Here is a 21,046-nt window from a genome sequence, read left to right as displayed (position 1 = left end):
GACCAAGATAGTCTGCAGCGCGTCACCTGGGAAGCGTAACGCCTTCGCAACTGTCCAACGGTTTTCGCAAGCGCCCACGCTCCCCCACTAAAACCCAACCAAGAGGTCTGTATGAACGCCCCCTTCGATCAGCTGTCCACCTGGCTGAAAGAACACCGGATCACCGAAGTCGAATGCGTGATCAGCGACTTGACCGGCATCGCCCGCGGCAAGATTGCGCCTACCGCCAAGTTCCTCCATGAGCGAGGCATGCGTCTGCCAGAAAGCGTGCTGCTGCAGACAGTCACCGGCGACTACGTCGACGATGACATCTATTACAACCTGCTCGACGCCGCCGACATCGACATGGTCTGCCGCCCCGATCCCACCGCCGTTTACCAGATCCCGTGGGCGATCGAGCCAACCGCGATCGTGATCCACGACACCTTCGACAAGCAAGGCAACCCTATCGAGCTTTCGCCACGCAACGTCCTGAAAAAGGTGCTCAAGCTGTACGCCGACAAGGGCTGGCAGCCGATCGTCGCGCCCGAGATGGAGTTCTACCTGACCAAGCGCTGCGAAGACCCGGATTTGCCACTGCAGGTACCACTGGGGCGTTCCGGCCGTGCTGAAAGTGGCCGCCAGTCGTTCTCGATCGACGCCGCCAACGAATTCGACCCACTGTTCGAAGACGTCTACGACTGGTGCGAGATCCAGGGCTTGGACCTGGATACGCTGATCCACGAAGACGGCCCGGCGCAGATGGAGATCAACTTCCGCCACGGCGACGCGCTGGACCTGGCCGACCAGATCACCGTGTTCAAGCGCACCATGCGCGAGGCCGCGCTCAAGCACAACGTGGCCGCCACGTTCATGGCCAAGCCGATCACCGATGAACCCGGCAGTGCCATGCACCTGCACCAGAGCGTGGTCGACATCGCCACTGGCAAACCGATCTTTGCCAACGAAGACGGCAGCATGAGCCAGCTGTTTTTGCATCACATCGGCGGCTTGCAGAAGTACATCCCCAAGCTGCTGCCGATGTTCGCGCCCAACGTCAACTCGTTCCGCCGCTTCCTGCCGGATACCTCGGCACCGGTCAACGTCGAGTGGGGCGAAGAAAACCGCACGGCCGGCCTGCGCGTGCCCACCTCCAGCCCTGAGGCGATGCGGGTGGAAAACCGCCTGCCGGGCGCCGATGCCAACCCGTACCTGGCCATCGCTGCCAGCCTGCTGTGCGGCTACCTGGGCATGGTCGAGCAGATCGACCCTAGCGCACCGGTGCAGGGCCGCGCCTATGAACGCCGCAACCTGCGCCTGCCGATCACCATCGAGGATGCGCTGCAGCACATGGAGGACTGCGAAACCGTGCAGCAGTACCTGGGCAAGCAGTTCGTCCAGGGCTACGTGGCGGTCAAGCGCGCCGAGCACGAGAACTACAAGCGCGTCATCAGCTCATGGGAGCGTGAATTCCTGATGCTGAGTGTCTGATCCACCGCGGGGGTGCTTTGCACCCCATGCACAGGCAAGCCTGCTCCGAACTCGAAGAACAAGACCAACGAGGTGTTCCCATGCGTCATCTGCAAGCCCTGATCCCCGCTGCATTCACCCTGCTGTTCGCCACCACCACCCAGGCCGCGCCCACGGTCAGTGTGTACAACTGGACCGACTACATCGGTGACACCACCCTGGCCGACTTCCAGGCCAGCAGCGGAATCAAGGTGGTCTATGACGTGTTCGACTCCAACGAAACCCTTGAAGGCAAGCTGTTGGCCGGGCGTACGGGTTATGACGTGGTGGTACCGTCCAACCACTTCCTCGCCCGCCAGGCCCAGGCCGGCGCCTTCCTGCCATTGGACCGCAGCAAGCTGCCGAACTGGCAGCACCTGGACCCCAAACTGCTCAAGCAACTTGAACAGAACGACCCCGGCAACCAGTACGCCGTGCCTTACCTGTGGGGCACCAATGGCATCGGCTACAACGTCGACAAGGTCAAGGCGGCACTGGGTGTGGACCATATCGACTCGTGGGCGGTGCTGTTCGAGCCCGAAAACCTGAAAAAGCTCAAGCAGTGCGGCGTGGCATTCATGGACTCGCCCGACGAGCTGTTCCCGGCCGTGCTCAACTACCTGGGCATGGACCCGCGCAGCGAAAAACCGGGCGACTACGCCAAGGCCGAGGCCCGCCTGCTCGAACTGCGCCCCTACATCACCTACTTCCACTCCTCCAAGTACGTCTCTGACCTGGCGAACGGTGATGTCTGCATCGCGTTCGGCTACTCCGGCGACGTGTTCCAGGCTGCCAACCGCGCCGTAGAGGCGAAAAACGGCGTGAAGGTCGCCTACAGCATTCCCAAGGAAGGCAGCAACCTGTGGTTCGACCTGCTGGCCATCCCCAAGGACGCCAACAACCCCGAGCAGGCCCTGGCGTTCATCAACTACCTGCTCGACCCCAAAGTGATTGCCAAGGTCAGCGCCACGGTCGGCTATGCCAACGCCAACCCGGACGCCAAGGCCTACATGGATGCATCGCTGGTGAACAACCCCGAGATCTACCCACCCCAGGAGGTGCTGGACAAGCTGTACATCTCCAGCACCCCGAGCCCGAAAATCATGCGCGTCATGACCCGCTCCTGGAGCAAGATCAAGTCCAACCGCTGAGTCGAGAACGCTCATGTCTTTCAATACCCAACACACCGCCTCGTACTACGCCGCCACAGCGCGCGACGCGGCACCCTACCCCAGCCTGGACAGCGAACTGACGGCCGACGTATGCGTGATCGGCGGCGGACTGACTGGGGTCAATACAGCCCTGGAGCTGGCCGAGCGCGGCCTCTCGGTGGTGCTGCTGGAAGCCCGACGCATCGGCTGGGGCGCCAGTGGGCGCAACGGCGGCCAGCTGATTCGCGGTATTGGCCATGATGTCAGCGGCTTTGCCCGGCATGTCGGCCAGGACGGTGTGCGCTACCTGAAGCAGGCCGGCATCGACTCAGTGGAACTGGTGGCCGAGCGCATCGCCCGCTACGGCATTGCCTGCGATCTGCGCTGGGGCTTCTGCGAACTGGCCAACACCGCGGCGCAGTTCGCCGCCTTCAAGGAGGAACAGGACGACCTGGCCGCCCTGGGCTATCGCCATGAAACACGCCTGGTCAGCGCCGGGCAGTTGAACGAAATCGTCGCCAGCGACCAGTACGCTGGCGGCCTGGTCGACATGGGCTCAGGCCACCTGCACCCGCTGGATCTGGTGCAGGGCGAAGCCCGCGCGGCCCACAGCCTGGGCGTGCGCATTTTCGAACAAAGCCCGGTGCTGCGCATTGAGCACGGGCCCAGGTTGACGCTGCACACGGCGCGCGGCAAGGTGCGCGCAAGCAGCCTGGTGCTGGGCTGCAACGCTCACCTGGATGAACTGGAACCGCGCCTGAGCGGCAAGGTACTGCCGGCCGGCAGCTATGTGGTGGCCACCGAACCCTTGCCCGAAGCGCTGGCCAGCAGCCTGATCCCGCAGAACATGGCGCTGTGCGACCAGAAGGTCGGCCTGGACTACTACCGCCTCACCGCAGACCGCCGCCTGCTGTTCGGCGGCGCCTGCCACTATTCTGGACGAGACCCCAAGGACATCGCTGCCTATATGCGGCCCAAGGTGCTGAAAGTATTCCCGCAACTGGCCAACGTGCGCATCGACTACCAGTGGGGTGGCATGATCGGCATCACCGCCAACCGTTTCCCTCAGGTCGGGCGCCTGAACCAGCACCCTAACGTGTATTACGCCCAGGGCTATTCCGGGCACGGGCTGAACGTGACGCACTGGACGGCGAAACTGCTGGCCGAAAGCATCGCCCTCGGCCACAGCCACGGCCTGGATGTGTTCAGCGCCGTGCCGCACCTGACCTTCCCTGGCGGCAAGGCCCTGCGCTCACCCCTGCTGGCACTGGGCATGTTGTGGTACCGCTTGCGTGAGGCCCTGGGTTGAGTGGGCAGCAACGTTTGCAGCGCCCCTCAGGGCGAGCCACGCACTGTGTTCTTTTCAAAGAGGATTACCCCGTCCACTGGCCAACTGCCTCGCACCTGCTAGCGTTGTTGAGGCCGACCTCTCACGGATGCCTTTTCATCATGAAATCATTGCCTCGCATTACCCTGTTGTGCGCCGCGCTGCTTGCCGTGGCCGCCTGCTCCAGCAACCGCGTGGACCCCAAGGATTACTCCGGCTTCCTCAAAGACTACAGCCGGCTGCAAGAAGCCAAGAGCCCGTCGGGTGACCCGGTGATGCGCTGGATCGACCCCAAGGTCAATATCAACCAGTACAGCCAGGTGTTCGTCGAGCCAAGCCAGTTCTACCCCAAGCCGCAGCCCACAGCCGTTATCTCGCAGCAGACGCTGCAGGAAATCACCCGCTACTTCAACGAGGCCCTGCGCCGCGAAATGGCCAGCGTGATGCCGTTGGCCAAGGGGCCTGGCCCGGGCGTGATCGTGGTGCGCCCGGCGATCACGGCAGTGTCCACCAGTAACGAGGGCCTCAGGCCTTACGAGGTGATCCCTATCGCGCTTATCGCGGCAGGTGTGAATACCGCCATGGGTGGCCGTGACCAGGACGTGGATGTCGGTGTGGAGGCAGCGTTCCTGGACGGCTCCAGCCAGAAGGTACTGGCCCAGGTGGTCCGCAAGGGCGCGGGCCAGGAGCTGGAGAACGATACCCAGAAGCTGACCTTGAATGACGTCAAGCCGGTGCTCGATGGCTGGGCCAAGGACATGCGTGCGAGCTTCCTGGCAGCGAAGCAGAAAGGCCGCTGAGTCAGCGCTGACCCAGCAGGTCAACGCAACCTGGTGAAGGAGCGGCCCATCGAGACACAAGGCCGCTCCAACTGACCGCGTTAAACATCAGCACTCGACAAAAGCGACCGCCAAACCGCCGCGCGAGGTTTCCTTGTAATTGGCATGCATGTCCGCGCCAGTATCACGCATGGTGCGGATCACCCGATCGAGCGAGATGAAGTGCTCGCCATCCCCCCGCAGCGCCATCTGCACAGCGTTGATCGCCTTGACCGCAGCAATCGCATTGCGCTCGATGCACGGCACCTGCACCAGGCCGCCCACCGGGTCGCAGGTCAGCCCAAGGTTGTGCTCCAGGGCAATTTCGGCGGCGTTTTCAAGCTGGGGCGGCGTAGCGCCCAGTACCTGCGCCAGGCCGGCAGCAGCCATCGAACAGGCCGAGCCCACCTCCCCCTGACAACCCACCTCGGCACCGGAAATCGAGGCGTTCTTTTTGCACAGGATGCCAACCGCCGCTGCGCCAAGCAGGAAGTCCACCACATCAGCATCGCAGGCATTGGGGTTGAACTTCATGTAGTAGTGCAACACCGCCGGGATAATGCCGGCTGCCCCGTTGGTGGGCGCGGTAACCATACGCCCACCGGCAGCATTTTCTTCATTGACCGCCAAGGCGAACAGGTTGACCCACTCCATGGCACCAAGGGTCGAGCCGATCACGTTGGGTTTGCCCAGCTCCTGCAGGCTGCGATGCAACCGCGCGGCGCGGCGCTTGACGTGCAAGCCGCCCGGCAGGATGCCCTCGTTGCGCAGGCCGTTCGCCACGCACTCACGCATGGCCGCCCAGATGCGCAACAAGCCTTCGCGCACCTCGGCCTCCGGGCGCCAGGCGCATTCGTTGGCCATCATCAGTTGCGCCACGCTCAGGTTGTGGGCCTTGCACAACGCCAGCAGTTGCGCACCACTGTCGAACTCATAAGGCAGCATCACGGCATTCATTTCGCTTGCCGGCGCATCGATCTCGGCTTGCTCGACGATGAAGCCGCCGCCCACCGAAAAATAGGTCTGGCTCAACAGGCTGCGCTGCCCGTCCATGGCTTCCAGGCTCATGGCATTGGGGTGATAAGGCAGGCTCTCGTCGAGCAGCAGCATGTCACGGCCGTAGTCGAAGGCCAGCGGATGGCTGCCGTCGAGCATCAGGCAGTGCTCTTGCAGGACCTGGCCGATGCGCGGTTCGATCGTGGACGGGTCGATACAGTCCGGCCACTGGCCCATCAAGCCTAGCAGGCACGCGCGGTCGGTGGCATGGCCAACCCCAGTGGCCGACAGCGAGCCATACAGCCGCACTTGCACGCGCGTTACCTGGGCCAGCAGCCCCTGCTCACGCAAAGCCTGGGCAAAGGTGGCCGCCGCGCGCATCGGGCCGACGGTATGGGAACTGGACGGCCCGATGCCAATTTTGAAAAGGTCGAAAACACTGATAGCCATGCTAATGCCTGACCCTGCCCTGACATGCATCCAGGGTAGGGTTGTCTGAAGAAATTGAGCGTTATTGCGATTTTGCGCGATACTGCCGCGCTGGCTCACGGATGACCAACGAAACTTCCTAAGCAAGCCTTTAGTGGTACTAAACGATGCGACGACAACTCAATGGTCAGATGTTCGTCTGGCTGCATGTATTTGCCTGCGCAGCCCGGCACCTGTCCTTCACCCGCTGTGCCGAAGAGCTGCACATCACCCCGGGCGCGGTCAGCCAGCAGATGCGCCAACTGGAAGAGCGCCTGGGCTACCGGCTGTTCCTGCGCCGGGCGCGCGGCGTGGAGCTGAGCGCCGAGGGGCAACGCCTGGCCCAGACGGTGGCCGAGGCCTACGGCAGTATCGAAGCCGAGCTGCTGCGGCTGGACGCGGGGGAAATCCGCGGCACATTGCGTGTGCGTTCGATCCCGTCGTTCCTGGCCAAATGGCTCACGCCGCGCTTGCCGCGTTTTCAACAACGTTACCCGGACATCGAGTTGCGCCTGGTGGCTGAGGACAGTGCCCAGGCGCTGACGCCGGGCGACTTCGACCTTGCCATCGACCTGAACGATGGCAGTTACCCAGGCATGCTCTCGACGCCGCTGCTGGACGAGCAGATCTTCCCGGTGTGCTCACCTGCCCTGCTGCGCGGGCGCCCGCCGCTGCATGGCCCCGCTGACCTGGCGCACTACCCGCTGCTGCATGACATCACCGCCTGGCGTGGCAGTTCGGAATATGCCGAGTGGGAGTTCTACCTGGAAGGCATCGGCGCCGCCGGCCTGGATGTGCGGCGCGGTCACACCTTCAACCGCAACCACCTGACCATCGAGGCGGCTATTGCCGGTATCGGCGTGGCGATTGCCCGCCGCACGCTGCTCAATGATGAACTGGAACGCGGGGCACTGATCGTGCCGTTTGGTGTACCGATCGCCAACCACAAGCGTTATGTGGTGCATTACCCGCCAGGCGGCTTGAACCAGCCAGGTGCGCGGGCGGTGCATGACTGGCTGGTGGAAGAAGCGCGGGGGTTCAGGGCGTTGCATCCGTTGAACAAGGAATAACCAGCTGGGCGCGCTTGAAGCAGGAGCGCTTCGCTCAATAAGCCTGCTTACCGGTGAAGGCATTAAGCGTGCGCACCAGGATCACGAAGTCCAGCCACAACGACCAGTTGTTGATGTACTCGATGTCCGAGTCGACTCGCTGGATCATTTGCTCGATATCCTTGGTCTCCCCCCTGAACCCGCGCACCTGCGCCAAACCTGTCATGCCGGGCTTGATATTGTGGCGGGCAAAGTAGTCAACGATATCCTGCGAATACAAAGTGTCATGTTGCAAGGCATGTGGCCGCGGCCCTACCAGGGACATTTCCCCGGTCAGCACATTGAACAGTTGTGGCAGTTCATCAAGGCTTGTCCGCCGGATAAAGGCGCCGACCCGGGTCAACCTTGGGTCGTTCTTCTGCGCCTGCTTGACCACACCTGCTTCCGGTTGGTGAACATGCATGCTGCGAAACTTCCAGATGCGGAACGATTCTCCTGTCCAGCCGGTACGTTCCTGGCGGAAGAACACCGGGCCGCGGCTATCGATCTTGATGGCCAGCGCAACAGCCAGCAATACGGGTGATGCAAACAGCAAAATCAACGCGGCCAGCACCCGGTCTTCAAGGTTTTTCAAGAACAGGCTCATGCCCGTCAAGGGTGTTTCCGACAAGGTCAGCACCGGAATGCCGGCAATTTCACGCACGCTATGGTTGATCAGGCGTAACGAGAAGATGTCGGGCACCCAATTGACCGCAATGCACTTGTCGAGCAATTTGAAGTACACATCGTTGATGACTTCGGAGCCCCCCAGCGGCGTCACCAGGTACACCGTACGAATGCCATGCCGGGCCACCAGCTCGTCGAGGTCGCCAATATGCCCCAGCACCGGCAGGCGCTGCTTGCCTTCGGCACTTTCCGGCCCTTGCTCATCGCCCTTGTCAAGCACCACGCACCCCAGCACCCGCTCGCCAAACCACGGGTTGTTGCTGATTTTCTGATAGAGGAAGTTGGCCAGGTCACCGTTGCCGATGATAAGGGCATTATCCAGACGCGCGTGGGCGGTAAAGCGTTTTTGCAGTTCACGCACGGCAAAGTGCAAGAACAATTGCGCGAAATAACCAATGACGAACAACTGCCCCATCAGCAACCGCGAATAGGTCTCGCTCTGCTTGGTCAGGAAAGCCATGACCACCAGGAAACAAAAGGTTGCCGACCAGGCCTTGAACAGGCGGAACGCCTTGATCGAAAGCCCGACGTTGGTGCGGTAGATCGCGTAATGATCATAAATGACTGCCAGTGCGCCAATCAGCAGCAGCAGCATGATCACGTAATCGGATGTGATATAGCCGAACTGGTCGTAGATCAGGTACCAGGCAATACCGGTGACGGCAATACCATCGAGGCCGGCCTGGATGGCGTTACTGACACTGCTTCTTCTCTGGAGTAAGGAACGACTGCTTCTGGGTTCGAAAACCATTTCAGACCTCATCAAGATGAGCGTAGCAAGTGCCTTCCATCAAACAGCAAGTTTTGAAAACCGACTTAAGCAAAAACCGTGCAGCAGGCTCGTGGCGCCCTCAAGCGATTGATATCACTGTAGCAGCCACCCGGCGCTGGCGTACCCGGGATCACCGCTTTTGCGATTTTTGGCCGATTCATAGGGCCCGCCTGGCCGAAACCGCCGCCCGCCGGTACAACAGGGTACGCAACAGGAATAGCGGATTGCCCACCACATAACGCATGAACAGGCGCTTGGGCTCGCGCAGCAGGCGGTACAGCCACTCGCCCCCCAAACGCCGCAGCCATTCGGGGGCACGGCTGACCTTGCCGCCGAGAAAGTCCAGGATCGCCCCACCGCACACGATCAGGCATGGCCCGCCAGTGGCTGCCAACGCCGCTGCCACCGCTTCCTGCTTGGGCATGCCCATGCCCAGCACGATCAGCTCGGGTTGCTGGACGCGGGCCAACTGCAGATAGGTTTGCAGGCTGGCGAAGCCATCGTGAACCGACACTGGCACAATGCCGAATTCGGCTTTACAGCGCTGCACAGCCTGGTCCAGGTAGGGTTGCCGGGTGCCCCAGAAGGCGACCTTGCGCCCTCGGTAAGCAGCCATGAGCCTGGGAATGAAGTCTGTGCCGTTCATGTTGAGCCCGGGTTCCAGGCCCAGGCAGCGATACAGGATCGCCATGCCGGCACCATCGCGCAGCAGTACATCTGCGGCCGACAGCGCCTGGCTGTAGCCACCATCGCGCACCACCAGGTTCATCGCATGGGCGTTGACGAAGCCCAGCACGGTGGCCGTATCCGGTGTGGCCAGGCGATCGAGCAGGTGCTGCACGGCGGCGTCATCAGCGATCACTGCCAGCTGGTCGATCACACGCTTCCAGCGATTCTGCCACTGAGCCATCAGTCGTCATCCCGTTTTGAACGCACCCATTCAACCTGGCGCTTGATCAGGAAACTCAGGTACAAGGGAATTTTCCTGGCCGCGTAAAACGGCGCGTACAGCAGCACCGAGAACGGTATCACTTCACGGCAGAAGCGCGCCCAGGCCAACACCACGGCAAAGGCCAGCAAGGCCAAACCGGCAAAGGCGAGCCACGCGGGCGCCGCCAGGCCGAACAGCAGGTACGCCAGCCAGGTCACCAGGTTAAGCCCGAGCAAGGTCAGTACCAGCAACGCCAGGGGCGGCACCAGCAAGTCCAGGGTCAAGGCCGCCAGGCTAGCGTTACGCTGGGTGATGGCAGCCATCGCCCGCTTGGGTGCGTCGGCAAGCATCAAGCCCAGATGGCCGTGCTCCCAGCGGGTGCGTTGGCTGTTGAGGCCCTGCTGGCTAAGTGGGAACTGGCTAGTGACCAGTGCCTCGGGGCAGAAAGCAGGCGGTTTGCCCTGCTGGCAAAGGTCCAGGCCCAGCTTCACATCCTCGACCAGATGACCATTGGCCAGGTTGATCAGACTCAGATCGTGCCAGCCGAACGCCATGCCCGCGCCCATCAGTTGGCATGGCAGGCCCAGGCGCGCCCAGCCACGTGGCCGCACCAGGTTCTTGACCCGCCAGGCAAACTCGGCAACCTGCACCCTCAACCCAGCACCTGCCGGTGCACGCATCAGATACAGCGACTGTACCGGGCGGGCAAGTGCGTGGCAGCGGCGCGCCAGGCAGTCGATCGCCCCCTCGCCCACCTGGCAGTCGGCATCCACCACGATGACCACCTCGGGCGGCCGCTGAGCCAGGTGGCGCACGCCGAAATCCAATGCGTAACCTTTGCCGCGCAAGCGCGTATCGTGGCGCTCTACCACTTCGGCACCGGACGCGCGTGCCAACCGGGCCGTGTCATCCGAACAGTTGTCTGCCACGACCAGCAAGCGGTCGCCGTCCAGCAGTTGCGGCGTAACGCTGGCCAGCATCGCACGAATGACCAGCGCCTCATCGTGGGCGGGCACCAACACCGCCACTCGCGGGCGCTCGCCAATGCCCTTGGGCCTGGACCGCGCCGGCAGGCAAGCCAGCAACACTTGCAGCAACAGCACCGACACCGGTACCAGGACGATGATCGCCAACAGGCCCAGTAACCAACCCAATACACTTATCATGCGTATGCCTTGAAATAGTCGGCCAGCCTGGCCGCCTCGGTATCGATGTCATGCCGTTGCACGGCACGCTGGTAGGCCACCTCGCCCATGCGCTGCAGTACCTCGGCCGGTTGCGCCAGGCAGTCGGCCATGGCTGTTGCCAGCTCGTCCACGGCACCGGCTGGGAACAGCCAGCCGTTTTCGCCAGGCCGCACCAGCTCGGGGATACCCGCTACATAGGTGGTCAGCACGGGCCGGCGCAAGGCCATGGCCTCCATGATGACCACGGGCAAGCCCTCGGCGAAGCTGGGTAGCACCAGCGCACGGGCGGCCAGGATTTCCTCGCGTACCTGCGCACTGCTGATCCAGCCAGTGATACGCACTTGCTGCTGCAAGCCGTGCCGGGCAATCAAGGCCTCGATCTGCTCGCGCATTTCACCGTCACCCGCCAGCACCAGCTCGAAGGCGATCGACTGGGCAGCGAGACAGCGCGCCGCTTCCAGCAACAGCAGCTGGCCCTTCTGTTCGCACAGGCGCCCGATACACACCAGCCGTGGCGCCGACGGCACAGCGACCGGCGCCACCTCATGAAAGCCACGCTCCAGGCCGCAGTGCACCACCTTCACCTTGCCCCAGTGCTCGTGCGCCACCCAACGGTACAGCTGGCTGCGCCCGTACGAGCTCACCGCCGCGACAAAGGCGGCGCGCCGTACTTTCTCACCCAAGTGCAGGAACTGTGGCTTGTCGAATTCTTCAGGGCCGTGCACGGTAAAGCTGTATGCCGGCCCGCCCAGGGCGTTGGCCAGCATGACCACTTCAGTAGAGTTGGTGCCGAAATGCGCGTGCACATGTGTCGCCTCCCCTGCCTGCAACCACTGCAGCACCTGGCAGGCCTCGGCCAGGTAGACCAGGTGGTAGGGCCAGGCACGGTCGGCCCGCAAGCCGAGGCGCATGGCCAGCCACAGCGCCTGGAAAAACCGCCGCGGCTGCGTACGCAGTACCTGCCACGTCGGTGCCAACAACCCCTTGAGCCCACCTTGCAATACGTAGCGGGTCTTGCCCCGTTCGCTTGCGTCCTCGGCATCCTGCACTTCGGCGTCCCACCCACGCAGGGCTATACGTTGCACCTCAACCCCTTGGCGCTCCAGCGCCAGTATTTCGCGACGGATGAAACTGTGGCTGACTTTCGGGTACTGATTGATGAAGTAAGCAATGCGCATACGAATCCAGATCCAAACCCGCTTGATGACCAACCTTCCCTGGCAACCTTCACTTCAGGCTGTCGACTACGGGCGGTCCGTCTACTGCCGATGCACTCACAGCAAATGCATCCCCCTGTTTTCCTTGTAGTCCAAGGTTGTGATTGCTGCTTGGCAATGCTGCCTGCAAACGGGTGAAAACATCGTCGAGCAATGCCTGGCGGCGGCGGTACATCGCCCGTTTCTTGGCCGGGATGTCAGTTTCCGCCCGTTGCGCCGGCGCTAATGGCAGGCTGAAAAAATCCTCACGGTCAGACGCTGTGGCACCGTGTTCTTGCCAGATCACGTCGTAGTTGGCCGCCAGGTCCTGGCCCTTGTCGCTGCCAAAATAGGGATGGCGATGGTGCCGGCAGGCGTCGCTGACGGCATACAGCTGTGTCACACCCAAGGTTCTGCCCAGGCATTTCAACGCTTCGAGCAACAGGCTGCGTGGCCGCAGCCCTTCGAAGTCCTTGGTCAGGTCACGGTAGATGGCCAGCGAGGTTTCGCTGTCGATACCTTTGTGGATGCCCTGCACCGCACCGATGAACAGGCAGGTTTCACCCTGGCTGCGGCCCAGGGTGAAGGCAAGGGATGCCACACGCAGGTCGGCCTGGAACAGGTTCAGCACCAGCTCGCCTTCGCGCTTGAACCAGATTGGCCGGTCCAGTACCAGGCAACAGCCCGGCGAGTGGCTGGACAGGTCACACAGCCTCAGGTTTTCGTCGCGCCCCAGCAACAGCAACGCCGGGAACTGCCCAGCCACCCGTTCAAAGTGCGTAGCCACCACCTCCAGACGCTGTGGCGCCTCCCAGCATCGGCTGATGTAAGGCCATTGCACGACACCGATACAATCCACACCCAGCCGCTGCAGACCATGCGGCCCCAGCGCCGCCGTCATGCGCTGCATGAACCCGTTCAGCTCAGGCCACTGCCTGGCGATCTGCCGTGCCAACTTGTACTTGTTGTGCATCGCCCGCAACGAGTAACCCGGTTGCAAGGTAAACACGCTTTTCACGAGGGTGCCGAGCATCATGGGTTTCTCTCACTTGTACTCGATCAAAGCCGATTTGCCAGCCGCAAGGCGGTGGCGCAGGAACTTCAGTTGGCCGAGCATTTCCGGGAACTTGCCCAACACCAGGAACACGGCCTGCAGCCAGTTCTCGCGCGTCCACTTGCCGCCACGGCGCGCCAGGCGCACCGCCTGCAGTGGGTAGATCAACAGCAACAGCAGGCCCCAGCCGCCCAGCAGCAGGCAGGCCAGCGCGATCACCAAAGGTATGCCCAGGCCCCACAACCAGGCCCGACGTGACTCACGCAGCCAATGCCGCTCGGGTGGCTGGCCATGCAGGTAGGCGCCCTCGGCATAGGCATGCCCAGCGCGCAGGCTACGCCGCCACCATTGGCTGAAACGCGTCATGCCGGCATCGTGCAGGGTCATCTCGGCAGCCAGTCGCCAGACTTTCCAGCCGCGGGCCCGCAAACGCACGCACAGTTCCGGCTCTTCTCCGGCGATCAGGTCAGGACGGAAGCCACCCACGGCAGCAAAGGCGTCTGCCCGCATCAGCGCATCGCCGCCACAGGCCTTGGCCTCACCGACCGGGGTATCCCACTCCAGGTCGCACAGCAAGTTGTACACCGAACGCTGCGGGAAGCGCTCACGCCGGCGACCACACACCACTGCCACGGCGGGGTGCTGCTCAAGAAAAGCCTGCGCCGTGGCCAGCCAGCTGGCATTCACCTCGCAGTCGCCATCGACGAACTGTACCAGTTGCATCGATGGCAACAGGCGCTGCAAGGCGGCAAAACCTTCATTGCGGGCGCGTGCGGCGGTGAACGGGATACTCATGTCCAGCGCCAGTACTGCCACGCCAAGGTTGGCGGCCAACTGCAGCGAACCATCGGTGGAACCCGAGTCGACGTACATGACTTTGTCGGCCCCCTGCGCCAGCGAAACAAGGCAGCGCTCGAGACGCTGGCCTTCATTGCGGCCGATCACCACCACCCCGATCACCGTTGCCATAGGCCTCACTCGACCGATGCCACGGCGGCCGGTTGCCGGGCCTTGATGATGGCCGGCACCCCCACTGCCAGTGAATTGTCAGGCACATCTACCAGCACGACGGCATTGGCGCCGATGATCACGTTGTTGCCGATGCGAATACTGCCCAGCACCTTGGCCCCGGTGCCAATGTCGACGTTGTTGCCGAACACCGGGGCAATCGGCTCGTCGACATTCTTCAGGCCCACCACCACGCCGTTGCGGATACGGCAGTCATCGCCGAAGCGGGCATAGCCGCTGACAACGATGCCGCCAAAATGATCGATGACGAAGTTGCGCCCGATCACCACCTCGCACGGCAGTTCGATACCGGTGATGATCTGGACGAATTTGAACAGCACCTTGTAGATGAGCGAGCACAGTTTGCGCAGCAGTGCCGGGCGCAGCGTATAACGCCAGCGGCCAAAGCGGTACACCAGCAAGACCCAGAAACCCTGGGCGCCCCAGTCCCCGCCATGGGCCCGCAGGTCGGCGCGAATATTATCGAACATGGCTCCACCTACCTTGTCGGTTGGCTGGCGTACCGGGTCTTGAACAGCAAAGACCAGGTTGCCCGGCAATGACGCCAGCAGGCCTGAATGGCGCCCCAGCCGCGTCGTTTCAACAGCGCCTTGAGTGCCAGCACCAGGTCGCCCAGCGTGACCAGCAGCATGTGCAGGGCAAGCCCCGCCACCCCATGATGCTTGCGGAAGTACAGCAACTCGCTTTCGATCTGATAGGACGAGATCTGCCGGCTGGCGGCCTCCAGCTCCGCCACCGACTTGGAGCTTTCGCCACCGATGTGCACCACCGTGGTATGCGGGTAGAACACCACTTTCCAGCCCGCTTCCTTCACCCGCTTGCAGTGGTCCACCTCTTCGTAATAAAGGAAGTAGCGCGGGTCGAACAAACCCACCTTGTCGAGTACTTCGCGGCGCACCAGGTAGAAGCAGCCGGGCAACCAGTCACACTCGCGCACCGAGGCGTGGTCCCAGTTCATGTCGTCGACCATCTTCACCCCTGGGAAGAACCGCCCCAACCCGGTACGCCCGACGAACACATTGAGCGGTGTGGGGAAGTAGCGACAACTGGGCTGCAGGTCGCCATCGCGACCCTCCAGGCGCACCCCCAGTACGCCGCACTCCGGGTGGGCGTCCATGTAGTCGAGCGTTTTTTGCAGCGAGTCGGCGGCAACGAAGGCATCGGTATTGAGCAGCAAGGCATACTTGCCCTTGAGGTGCGCCAACAACTGGTTGTTGGCCCGGCCGAAACCCACGTTCTGCTTGTTGCTCAGCAGCAGTGCCTCGGGGCACACCTGGGCCATGCGCTGCACCGAGTCATCGCGCGAGGCATTGTCGACCACCAGGTAACTGGCCAGCCGCTCGCTGTCGGCCCGGCGCAGCGCATCGAACATCGGCTGCAACAGTCCAGCGGTATTGAAGTTGACCACCATGACATCCACAGGTTTGCTAGCCATTTCAGCTGTCCCCGAAGAAATACTGACGTCTTTGCGCCATCAGTAACGGTTCCACTTCCGGGTCGTAGGCACCGTTGCGCTGCTTCACCAGATCGATCCATGGGTAGGCTTCGCAACGTGCCTCGACCCGCTTGATCAACTGTTCGGTGGTACAAATGAACTCGGCAGGGTTGCCACCATAGACGGTGCCTGGCGGCACGTCCTTGGTCACCACCGCCCCTGCCGCCACGATGGATTCGGGCCCGATGGTCACGCGAGGCATCACGATCGCACCATGGCCGATGAAGCAATTGTCCTTGATGTCGATGAAACCGACCGAATCCAGGTGCTTGCCAAAGCGATGCTCGATCAGCAATACCACCCCGTCATGACCGATCAACGTGCAGTCGGACAAGCCCACGCTGTTACCGATACGTACCAGCGACGGGTCGAGAAACTTGCAGCCTGTATTGACGTAGAAATTGCTGCCGACCGAATGAAAGTTGCCCCATCGGGCCAGATAGGCCCCCCATTCAAGACCAGAGGGGTTGCAGAACCTCCTGTAGAATTTGCCACCTCGCCCGGTTGCATGGGCGTAGCGCGCCACTGCCTTGCGTATCCATCCTTTCATACTGCCTGGCCTCGCGATCTGAACAATCTGGAGTCTCCTGAGGCGTTCCGGTCTCGTTCTTCTAGGTGCTGACCGCATCGCACTCACCCGTGTACAACCTTCATCACGCCGCGGCGCCGCTGGCCGCTTTCATCTTGTTATCGAGGTGGTCGGCCAGCCGCAAGGCAAATTGCAACAGCGGCATGGTCGGGTTGGAGGCGCCGCCCTTGGCAAAAATGCTGCTGCCGGCGACATACAGGTTTTCGGTACCGAACACCTTGCAATTGGCATCGACCACACCGAACTGCGGCGAGGCGGCCATGCGCGTGGTGCCCATGTGATGGGCATGGGGTGCCATTCTCAGCGGTATCGAGGTGTCGTAAACGAAATCGTTGAGCTTGACGAACCCCAGGTCCATGTCGGCGAACTGCTTGGCCAGTTCGCTGCCAATGCACTTGATGGTGTGCCGGTCTTCGGCGCTAAGCACCCAATTGACATTGACCTTGGCCACGCCCAGCGCATCCTTCTTGTCCAGCAGCGAAATGCGGCTGTGCAGGTTGGGGAACTGCTCGATCATGGTGCTGATCACGCCGTCACCAGGGCAGCTGAACTTGGCGACGAAGGCGACCTTGCTGGCAAACCCCATGTCGCAGGCCAGGCTCTCGAGAAAATACTTCACCTCGGCAGTGCGGCCATAAGTTTGCACATCGGCCAGCAAGGAGGCGGTGACATTGCCTTTACCGGCCTTGTACTCGTCGACGAAAGCATCGGTGGTGTAGTACTGGCGCGGCTCTGGGTCCTGCCCGGACTTGAGGATGAAAGTGCCCATTTCGATATTCAGGTGTTCCATGAAACACCCGCCGACCAGCCCTTCCTTGCTCACCACGCCTGCGGCCACCAGGGTCTCGCTGTTCAGCAACTGCCGGGCATTCTCGATGGCCCCTGTGGCCAGAATGAAATTTCCAGCCACCAGGCGTTGACGATTGCACTCATAGTCAGACAAAACCACCGCAGCCAGGTGGCCGGAAGCCTTGTCGAACTCCAGGTCAACGCAATTACAGTTGATGAACACATCCAGGCCTGGGGTCTGCTCCAGTGCTGTAGCGTACTTCTGCGCAAAACGTGTCGGCGTGCTGAGCAGAAAACGGTCCGCCTCGAAGTCACCGCCATTGAGACCGGCATTCATCGCGCGAAAATCCGAGCCAGGCGCCAGATCGACGATCTCCATGGCTGCCGGCAGAAAGCCTTCGATCTCCGAGTAGGGAATTGGCCAGCCCGGCAAGACGCCTGGCGGGGCGACGGCAAAATCCGAAGGGGTGAATGGTCGGCACCGGCCAGCCCAGTGATTGGAGGTGCCACCCAGGTAGCGCAGGCGGGTTTCCTCGGCATACAGTTCCAGGCCGGTGGATGAGCACGCGTACAAGTCTTGCGAGTGCGGCGCATATTCGCGCCCCCCGCCTTCGGCGATCATTACGCTCCAGCCGGCGGCTGCCAGGCGCAAGCCCAGGGTTATACCCGCCGGGCCGGCCCCGATGATGCAGAAATCATAGTGATCGCGCAGCGCCTTCTGCTGCTCAAAGTCCTTGATCATGCTGACGCGTTCCGAAAGTAACGGGACGGCAATACCCAACCGTTGATTACCACGAACCCGGGCTTTTCGACCGTCTTGCCCGCAACGGCCGCCGAGGCGCCGAACACCGCGCCCCCCGCGCCGAGCAAGACACAGCTCTGGAGAAAGCCTCTACGACCCAACTGCGCAGTACAAAAAGTGAGCTTCCCCATGTTCCCGTGACCTGTAGCCATGAAAGTTACACCCGGCAAACTGCGCTACAGCCAGTTGAAAAAGGCCGTCAACAGTGCCCCGCACAGCGCCCCGACCAGCAACATCGGCAGTACCACCAGCTCACGTTTGAGGCTGAAGATATCCAGTTTGCAGTTCACATACACAACCAGCACCAGCGTTGGCGCAGCATGCAGGGCAACCCCCCAGATAGCCCACTCCACCCCGCCAATCGCCAGTAACAGCGGCAACAGCCCCCATAACGAGACCAGGCGGATGATGTTGTCCATGGCCTGGTACTTGGTCAGGCCCAAGGCAATCCACACCTGATGAGCCAAGGTATAGCGCAATACGATGAACGATAGCGAGAGAATCGCCAGCATCGGCCCGGCTTCGCGGTAGCGATCGTCATACATCCAGCCGATCAGCAGCGGGCTGGCGGTCAGGAAACCGCCACAAATGAACAGCACCAGCAGGTCGACCAGCAGCCGAAAGCGGAAATACAGCGCTTTCAGGCGCGGCTTGTCGTCGGCCCGGGCCGCTTCGCTGAAAGCAGGCAGCGCCACCGCGCCGACAATTTTCATGAGCGCGGTCTGCACCGCACCCAGGATCAGCACGGCGATCGAATACACACCCAGTTGCGCCGCCGACATGCTGGCGCCAAACCATATGCGGTCGCCGTACATCGCCAGCACGCCGACCATCGACGACAACAGGATCCAGCGGCCAAACACGATCAGCTCGGTCAGCGCCGAACGGTCCCAGCGCAGGTGGTTGTTGGGCCCCTCCAGGGCGGTATGCCCCAGCACGGTCCAGACGACCGCCGAAACCAGGCCTGATAACACCAGCGCCCAGATCGAATGGGTCAGCAAGCCCAGCACCAGCATCACCACCAGGCCCGCCACCTGCGAGGCAAGGTCGACCAATACCACGCGCTTTTGTTGGAAAGTTCGTACCGCCACATCTATCTTGGTGGACTGGAAACCCCAGATGGCCGCCGACAGGCCGGTGACCGCCAGTACCATCGGCAGTACCGGCGCGGCATAGGTAGAGTCGGCCGGCCACAGCTCAGCCAGTTGGGCCAACCAAGCTCCCAGGGCCAGCAGCAGGGTAAGGGCAAACAGCAGGAAACCGCGGATGATCTGCACGGTCCAGGCGGTGTTGAGAAAGTCCGGGTCGTCTCCGCGGTGGCTCTGGATGATGTTCTGGCGCAGGCCGACATCGGAAAGCAAATGCAGCAGTATCGAAACAGTGGTGGCGATGACCATCACCCCGAACATTTCCGGCAGCAGCAAGCGGGCCATGATCAGATTGCCGCCCAGGCGCATCACCTGTGAAGCCACCTGCGAGACCAGGTTCCAAGACCCGGCCCTCAGGGCCCGCTTGCGCAGGCTCGCGGCGGCTGACACATCAATCGACGGCATGACTTCAATCTCTGACTGATTGGCTAAAAGTCACTATAGTTTCAATTAGCCACGATGCTAGCCGTTGCCCACCAAGGGAAAGGTGTACATAGCCGATGCCTGAACATTTTCGTGCGTTGATCGTCATCCTGTTTCTGGCGAGCGTGGTCTTCCTGATGGCCCGGCGGCCTGCCACCGACCTGATTCCGCTCAGCGACTACAAGCGCCGGCGCAATCTGTGGTTCCTGCTGACCCTGCTGGCTTTTTTCTCCCACAGCTTCTGGCTGTACCTGGGGGTGGGCGCGGTCGTCCTGTTGCTGGCCGGGCGCCGCGAGCACAACCCCATGGCGCTGTTCTACATGCTGCTGTTCCTGATCCCGCCAGCATCGGTGCAGGTGCCCGGGTTTGGCGTGGTCAATTACCTGGTCGACCTGAACCATATTCGCCTGCTGACCCTGTGCGTGCTGCTGCCGGCCGCGCTGTACCTGCGCCGCCAAGGTGACACCTTGCGCTTTGGCCGCATCTGGGCTGATAAACTGCTGGCGGCAGGCCTGCTGCTGATGAGCGTGCTCTATTTGCGCGAAACCACCCTTACCGACACGCTGCGCCAGGCGCTGTACCTGTATGTCGACGTTCTCCTGCCGTATTACGTGGCCAGCCGTGGCCTGCGCCAGATCAGCGACTTCAAGGACACCCTGCTGGCCTTCGTGCTGGCCTCTTTCGTCATGGCGCTGATCGCTGTGGCCGAGTATGTGCGCCACTGGCTGTTGTACAGCGCCCTGGTCGACGCCATGGGCGTGCCATGGAGCATGTCCGGCTACCTGAGCCGGGGCGGTGCACTGCGGGCAAGCGTCACCACCGGCCAGGCGATTGCACTGGGTTACGTGATGAGCGTGGCCATCGGCCTGTTCCTGTTCGTGCAGGGCTATGTGCAACGCCCGCTGCACAAGGCCATGGGCGCCCTGCTGCTGGCCGCCGGGCTGTTCGCGCCATTGTCGCGTGGCCCGTGGATCGGCGCCGTGGTCATCGTGGTGGTGTTCATCGCCCTGGGCAAAGGCGCCGTCAAGCGCCTGGCGCTGCTAGGTGCGGCAGGCATGCTGGCGTTGCCCTTGCTGACCGTCGTGCCTGGGGGCGAAAAGGTGCTGGACCTGCTGCCGTTCATCGGTAACCTCGAGAAAGAGAACATCACCTACCGCGAGCGGCTGATGGACAACTCGTGGATCGTCATCCAGCGCAATCCGTTGTTCGGCTCCTTCGACTTCCGCAACACACCCGAAATGCAGGCGATGATCCAGGGCGACGGCATCATCGACATCGTCAACACCTACATCAACCTGGCGTTGCGGGTCGGCCTGGTCGGGCTAGGTCTGTTCGTGGCGTTCTTTGCCGTCGTGCTGCGGGGTATCCGCAAGGCCATGCTCAGCTTTGCCGACAAGGACGACGAGCGACGACAGCTCGGCCGGGTGTTGCTGGCAACGCTGATCGGCATTCTGGTCATCATCTTCACGGTCAGCAGCATCACCTTCATCCCGGTGGTGTACTGGTCTATCGCAGGCCTGGGCGTGGCCTACATCCAGATGGTTCGCCGGCTGCACAACAGCCCGGCCGTGGAACTGGCAGAACCCGACCTACAACCCAGGTAATGTT

At 62.1% G+C, this 21,046-nt stretch carries 18 protein-coding genes; 6 read left to right on the top strand and 12 right to left on the bottom strand.

Annotation, left to right across the window (positions count from 1 at the left end; all coding sequences use genetic code 11):
- Nucleotides 1–111: 111 nt before the first annotated feature.
- From ACF8FB_RS17065 to ACF8FB_RS17050, 4 genes are all read left to right on the top strand, one after another.
- Nucleotides 112–1,470 carry a glutamine synthetase family protein gene (locus ACF8FB_RS17065; RefSeq protein WP_010954037.1) on the top strand — a complete coding sequence of 453 codons (1,359 nt, stop codon included), beginning with the start codon at nt 112–114 and terminating at the stop codon, nt 1,468–1,470.
- An 80-nt stretch (nt 1,471–1,550) separates the two neighbouring features.
- Nucleotides 1,551–2,639 carry a polyamine ABC transporter substrate-binding protein gene (locus ACF8FB_RS17060; RefSeq protein ID WP_010954036.1) on the top strand — a complete coding sequence of 363 codons (1,089 nt, stop codon included), beginning with the start codon at nt 1,551–1,553 and terminating at the stop codon, nt 2,637–2,639.
- A 13-nt stretch (nt 2,640–2,652) separates the two neighbouring features.
- Nucleotides 2,653–3,948: an NAD(P)/FAD-dependent oxidoreductase gene (locus tag ACF8FB_RS17055; RefSeq protein ID WP_392511585.1), complete on the top strand. Its 1,296-nt coding sequence runs from the start codon at nt 2,653–2,655 to the stop codon at nt 3,946–3,948.
- 140 nt (nt 3,949–4,088) lie between these two features.
- On the top strand, nt 4,089–4,766 hold the full coding sequence (locus ACF8FB_RS17050) for a DUF3313 domain-containing protein (protein WP_350297844.1): 678 nt from the start codon (nt 4,089–4,091) through the stop codon (nt 4,764–4,766).
- Between the two features lie 87 nt (nt 4,767–4,853).
- On the opposite strand, the gene ACF8FB_RS17045 is transcribed toward ACF8FB_RS17050, so the two are convergent.
- Nucleotides 4,854–6,230: an L-serine ammonia-lyase gene (locus tag ACF8FB_RS17045; protein ID WP_392511584.1), complete on the bottom strand. Its 1,377-nt coding sequence runs from the start codon at nt 6,228–6,230 to the stop codon at nt 4,854–4,856.
- A gap of 146 nt (nt 6,231–6,376) precedes the next feature.
- Between ACF8FB_RS17045 and ACF8FB_RS17040 the strand changes: the two genes are divergently transcribed.
- The gene (locus ACF8FB_RS17040) at nt 6,377–7,318 is read left to right on the top strand and encodes a LysR substrate-binding domain-containing protein (RefSeq protein ID WP_012052371.1); all 942 of its coding nucleotides are present in this window, start codon (nt 6,377–6,379) and stop codon (nt 7,316–7,318) included.
- Nucleotides 7,319–7,352: 34 nt separating this feature from the next.
- Here the strand turns inward: ACF8FB_RS17040 and ACF8FB_RS17035 are convergent, their stop codons facing one another.
- The 11 genes from ACF8FB_RS17035 to ACF8FB_RS16985 form a co-directional block, all read right to left on the bottom strand.
- Nucleotides 7,353–8,774 (bottom strand): undecaprenyl-phosphate glucose phosphotransferase, encoded by a 1,422-nt coding sequence (locus tag ACF8FB_RS17035; protein ID WP_010954031.1) that lies wholly within the window; start codon nt 8,772–8,774, stop codon nt 7,353–7,355.
- Nucleotides 8,775–8,952: 178 nt separating this feature from the next.
- Nucleotides 8,953–9,705, bottom strand: a complete 753-nt coding sequence (locus tag ACF8FB_RS17030) for a WecB/TagA/CpsF family glycosyltransferase (RefSeq protein WP_010954030.1) — start codon at nt 9,703–9,705, stop codon at nt 8,953–8,955.
- Nucleotides 9,705–10,892 carry a glycosyltransferase family 2 protein gene (locus ACF8FB_RS17025; RefSeq protein ID WP_010954029.1) on the bottom strand — a complete coding sequence of 396 codons (1,188 nt, stop codon included), beginning with the start codon at nt 10,890–10,892 and terminating at the stop codon, nt 9,705–9,707. Before ACF8FB_RS17025 ends, ACF8FB_RS17030 begins: the two co-directional genes overlap by 1 nt.
- Nucleotides 10,889–12,091 (bottom strand): glycosyltransferase, encoded by a 1,203-nt coding sequence (locus tag ACF8FB_RS17020; RefSeq protein WP_392509997.1) that lies wholly within the window; start codon nt 12,089–12,091, stop codon nt 10,889–10,891. Before ACF8FB_RS17020 ends, ACF8FB_RS17025 begins: the two co-directional genes overlap by 4 nt.
- A 49-nt stretch (nt 12,092–12,140) precedes the next feature.
- Entirely contained in the window at nt 12,141–13,145 is a 1,005-nt protein-coding gene (locus tag ACF8FB_RS17015) for a VirK/YbjX family protein (RefSeq protein WP_049587811.1), read from the bottom strand.
- A 9-nt stretch (nt 13,146–13,154) separates the two neighbouring features.
- A complete protein-coding gene (locus ACF8FB_RS17010; protein WP_392509996.1) occupies nt 13,155–14,132 on the bottom strand; it encodes a glycosyltransferase family 2 protein in 978 nt (325 codons plus the stop codon).
- A gap of 5 nt (nt 14,133–14,137) precedes the next feature.
- Nucleotides 14,138–14,662: a serine acetyltransferase gene (locus tag ACF8FB_RS17005; RefSeq protein ID WP_350297839.1), complete on the bottom strand. Its 525-nt coding sequence runs from the start codon at nt 14,660–14,662 to the stop codon at nt 14,138–14,140.
- A gap of 8 nt (nt 14,663–14,670) precedes the next feature.
- Entirely contained in the window at nt 14,671–15,627 is a 957-nt protein-coding gene (locus ACF8FB_RS17000) for a glycosyltransferase family 2 protein (RefSeq protein WP_010954024.1), read from the bottom strand.
- A gap of 1 nt (nt 15,628) precedes the next feature.
- On the bottom strand, nt 15,629–16,237 hold the full coding sequence (locus ACF8FB_RS16995) for an acyltransferase (protein WP_029615442.1): 609 nt from the start codon (nt 16,235–16,237) through the stop codon (nt 15,629–15,631).
- A 103-nt stretch (nt 16,238–16,340) separates the two neighbouring features.
- A complete protein-coding gene (locus ACF8FB_RS16990; RefSeq protein ID WP_010954022.1) occupies nt 16,341–17,807 on the bottom strand; it encodes a GMC oxidoreductase in 1,467 nt (488 codons plus the stop codon).
- 236 nt (nt 17,808–18,043) lie between these two features.
- Nucleotides 18,044–19,420: an oligosaccharide flippase family protein gene (locus ACF8FB_RS16985; RefSeq protein ID WP_010954021.1), complete on the bottom strand. Its 1,377-nt coding sequence runs from the start codon at nt 19,418–19,420 to the stop codon at nt 18,044–18,046.
- Nucleotides 19,421–19,515: 95 nt separating this feature from the next.
- Here ACF8FB_RS16985 and ACF8FB_RS16980 point away from each other — a divergent pair, with 95 nt between their 5' ends.
- Nucleotides 19,516–21,042 carry an O-antigen ligase gene (locus ACF8FB_RS16980; protein WP_010954020.1) on the top strand — a complete coding sequence of 509 codons (1,527 nt, stop codon included), beginning with the start codon at nt 19,516–19,518 and terminating at the stop codon, nt 21,040–21,042.
- Nucleotides 21,043–21,046 lie beyond the last annotated feature (4 nt).

It is taken from the genome of Pseudomonas sp. yb_2 (genome assembly GCF_043103905.1).
GTDB lineage: Bacteria > Pseudomonadota > Gammaproteobacteria > Pseudomonadales > Pseudomonadaceae > Aquipseudomonas > Aquipseudomonas alloputida.
Note: the sequence above shows the minus strand (reverse complement) of the source record. Positions and strands in the feature narration are given on the sequence as shown.

Excerpts from the sequence above, each read along its gene's own strand:
- ACF8FB_RS16995 (WP_029615442.1), bottom strand. The coding sequence starts at position 16,237 with ATGAAAGGATGGATACGCAAGGCAGTGGCGCGCTACGCCCATGCAACC.
- ACF8FB_RS17030 (WP_010954030.1), bottom strand. The coding sequence starts at position 9,705 with ATGGCTCAGTGGCAGAATCGCTGGAAGCGTGTGATCGACCAGCTGGCA.
- ACF8FB_RS17035 (WP_010954031.1), bottom strand. The coding sequence starts at position 8,774 with ATGGTTTTCGAACCCAGAAGCAGTCGTTCCTTACTCCAGAGAAGAAGC.
- ACF8FB_RS17040 (WP_012052371.1), top strand. The coding sequence starts at position 6,377 with ATGCGACGACAACTCAATGGTCAGATGTTCGTCTGGCTGCATGTATTT.
- ACF8FB_RS17065 (WP_010954037.1), top strand. The coding sequence starts at position 112 with ATGAACGCCCCCTTCGATCAGCTGTCCACCTGGCTGAAAGAACACCGG.
- ACF8FB_RS17055 (WP_392511585.1), top strand. The coding sequence starts at position 2,653 with ATGTCTTTCAATACCCAACACACCGCCTCGTACTACGCCGCCACAGCG.
- ACF8FB_RS16985 (WP_010954021.1), bottom strand. The coding sequence starts at position 19,420 with ATGCCGTCGATTGATGTGTCAGCCGCCGCGAGCCTGCGCAAGCGGGCC.
- ACF8FB_RS17020 (WP_392509997.1), bottom strand. The coding sequence starts at position 12,091 with ATGCGCATTGCTTACTTCATCAATCAGTACCCGAAAGTCAGCCACAGT.
- ACF8FB_RS17015 (WP_049587811.1), bottom strand. The coding sequence starts at position 13,145 with ATGATGCTCGGCACCCTCGTGAAAAGCGTGTTTACCTTGCAACCGGGT.
- ACF8FB_RS17025 (WP_010954029.1), bottom strand. The coding sequence starts at position 10,892 with ATGATAAGTGTATTGGGTTGGTTACTGGGCCTGTTGGCGATCATCGTC.
- ACF8FB_RS17045 (WP_392511584.1), bottom strand. The coding sequence starts at position 6,230 with ATGGCTATCAGTGTTTTCGACCTTTTCAAAATTGGCATCGGGCCGTCC.
- ACF8FB_RS17050 (WP_350297844.1), top strand. The coding sequence starts at position 4,089 with ATGAAATCATTGCCTCGCATTACCCTGTTGTGCGCCGCGCTGCTTGCC.
- ACF8FB_RS17000 (WP_010954024.1), bottom strand. The coding sequence starts at position 15,627 with ATGGCTAGCAAACCTGTGGATGTCATGGTGGTCAACTTCAATACCGCT.
- ACF8FB_RS17005 (WP_350297839.1), bottom strand. The coding sequence starts at position 14,662 with ATGTTCGATAATATTCGCGCCGACCTGCGGGCCCATGGCGGGGACTGG.
- ACF8FB_RS17060 (WP_010954036.1), top strand. The coding sequence starts at position 1,551 with ATGCGTCATCTGCAAGCCCTGATCCCCGCTGCATTCACCCTGCTGTTC.
- ACF8FB_RS16990 (WP_010954022.1), bottom strand. The coding sequence starts at position 17,807 with ATGATCAAGGACTTTGAGCAGCAGAAGGCGCTGCGCGATCACTATGAT.
- ACF8FB_RS16980 (WP_010954020.1), top strand. The coding sequence starts at position 19,516 with ATGCCTGAACATTTTCGTGCGTTGATCGTCATCCTGTTTCTGGCGAGC.
- ACF8FB_RS17010 (WP_392509996.1), bottom strand. The coding sequence starts at position 14,132 with ATGGCAACGGTGATCGGGGTGGTGGTGATCGGCCGCAATGAAGGCCAG.